The 1,737-nt window shown below is 61.4% G+C and carries 3 pseudogenes; 1 reads left to right on the top strand and 2 read right to left on the bottom strand.

What is annotated here, in order from left to right:
• Nucleotides 1–186 (bottom strand): annotated as a pseudogene (locus tag RSO01_RS46640) (glutamine--fructose-6-phosphate transaminase (isomerizing)); the annotation flags it as partial.
• Between the two features lie 551 nt (nucleotides 187–737).
• On the opposite strand from RSO01_RS46640, the pseudogene RSO01_RS49380 reads away from it, so the two are divergent.
• A pseudogene (locus RSO01_RS49380) lies at nucleotides 738–1,345 on the top strand (transposase family protein); the annotation flags it as partial.
• A gap of 48 nt (nucleotides 1,346–1,393) precedes the next feature.
• On the opposite strand, the pseudogene RSO01_RS49385 reads toward RSO01_RS49380, so the two are convergent.
• Nucleotides 1,394–1,709 (bottom strand): annotated as a pseudogene (locus RSO01_RS49385) (transposase); the annotation flags it as partial.
• Between the last annotated feature and the right edge of the window lie 28 nt (nucleotides 1,710–1,737).

Raw genomic sequence — 1,737 nt, forward strand, 5'->3', positions numbered from 1 at the left:
GGGCTCGCTGCCAAGCCGCGCCTCGAGGTTCACGAGCTTGCCCTCGGCGCGGCGGCGCTCGATGTGGCCGTTGACCAGGGTGGCCACCCCCGCCGAGTCGTAGCCGCGATATTCCAGGCGCTTCAGCGCCTCGACCAGCAAGGGCGTGACTGGTGCCTTGCCGATGCTTCCGATGATGCCGCACATGTAATGTTTCCCGTTAAGCTGGAAATCTAGCGGCTGGCGCCAACTGGGTGCCACATCTCGATAGGGGTACCCACGGTTAGCAGACCATGGCTTTAACACAGAGAGGGGATTGGAGGGACTAAAGACCGGCTTCACTGACCGGCGTTGTTGGCAGGACGCGCTCGCGTGCTGATTGCATTTTCGTTTCGCTTGCGCTTCATCACCAATGGTGCCTGCGCCGATCGCATGTACGTCGTTTGGACCGCTCCTTTTGCCCAGCGCCACTAAAGACGTAAGGGCTTGTCAGTTCAAGTTCTCGCTCGCGCCCGAAGACCTCGCCGATAGATGACCGGCAAACAGCTACAGCCCACCTAGCGCGATCTAAACGCCGCGCATCATTCGAGCGGCAAAGCGCGCAACCGAACATGTTGCCATGGTTAGTCGGCACTGCGCGCCGCTTGCTCGGCCAAGGTCTTCCTGAGGTTGCCAGCCAGGCAACCCCGAATAGGCGCCGCTCTCTAGATGTTTGATCCCAGGTTTTGATGGTGCACTGCTTTCCAGGAAATGGAAGGATGCGCTATGGGCCAGATTTTCACGGCTGCGCCACAATGACGGAGGCGGTCTGTCGAGTGATACAATATAGTTAAGTGAGCCTAAGAGCGCTGGCCAGGCGCCACTGCGTCAATCAGAAGACCGTTGCCAAGTGTAGCGCAGTGCGGGGCGGATCTTCCGACCAGCCCCAAAGACCCGAAGTCGACGTCCCTGTCATTCGAGGACGAAGCCGTCGTTGTCGCGTTCGTCGACATACGCTGCTGCCTCTCGATGATTGCCTGTATGCCCTCCAGGCGACAATCCCGCACCTGATGCGCTCGTCCCTGCACCGCTGCCTGCAACGGCGCGGCATCTCACGGCTCGCGGACGCCGATGACGGCAAGGGCGTAGAGCGCCAGTTCAAGTCCTACCCCATCGGCTCCTTCCACCTTGACATTGCCGAAGTACGCACCGCGGAGGGCCGTCTCTACCTCTTTGTCGCCGCGTCAATCGGATCTCGAAGTTCGGCTCCACCGAGCTGCATGAGAAGGCCACACAGCGGGTCGCTGCCGACTTCCTGCTGCACCTCATCAGAGCGGTCCCCTACAAGATCCATACCGTGCTCACCGACAATGGGATTCACTTCACCGCCCCCAAGGGCAGGAGTTGGTCGGTCGCTAATATCAAAGGCACGCTCGAGGATCGCCTCGGCTTTTGCGCTCTTGTGGCTGACGAGATTGTCGAGGATCACCACGTAGCCGGGCTGCAGCGTCGGGGCGAGCTGGGTCTCGAAATAGGTGTCGAAGATCTCGCGGTTCATGGATTGATCGACGACCAAGGGTGCGGTCAGGCCATCGCATCGTACTCCGGCGTGTGTCGCCCAGTGCCCGAACGGTGCCGTAGCCTTCAAGCGGGCACCGCGGCGAGCCCCGGCCCCGCAGACGGGTCATCTTCGTCGTCGTGCCGGTTTCGTCGAGGAAGACCAGGCGGTGGACCTGCTGGCCCATGCGCGGCTAGCGGTGCGCTTTCCACTCCTCACGC

It is taken from the genome of Reyranella soli (genome assembly GCF_007992495.1).
GTDB lineage: Bacteria > Pseudomonadota > Alphaproteobacteria > Reyranellales > Reyranellaceae > Reyranella > Reyranella soli.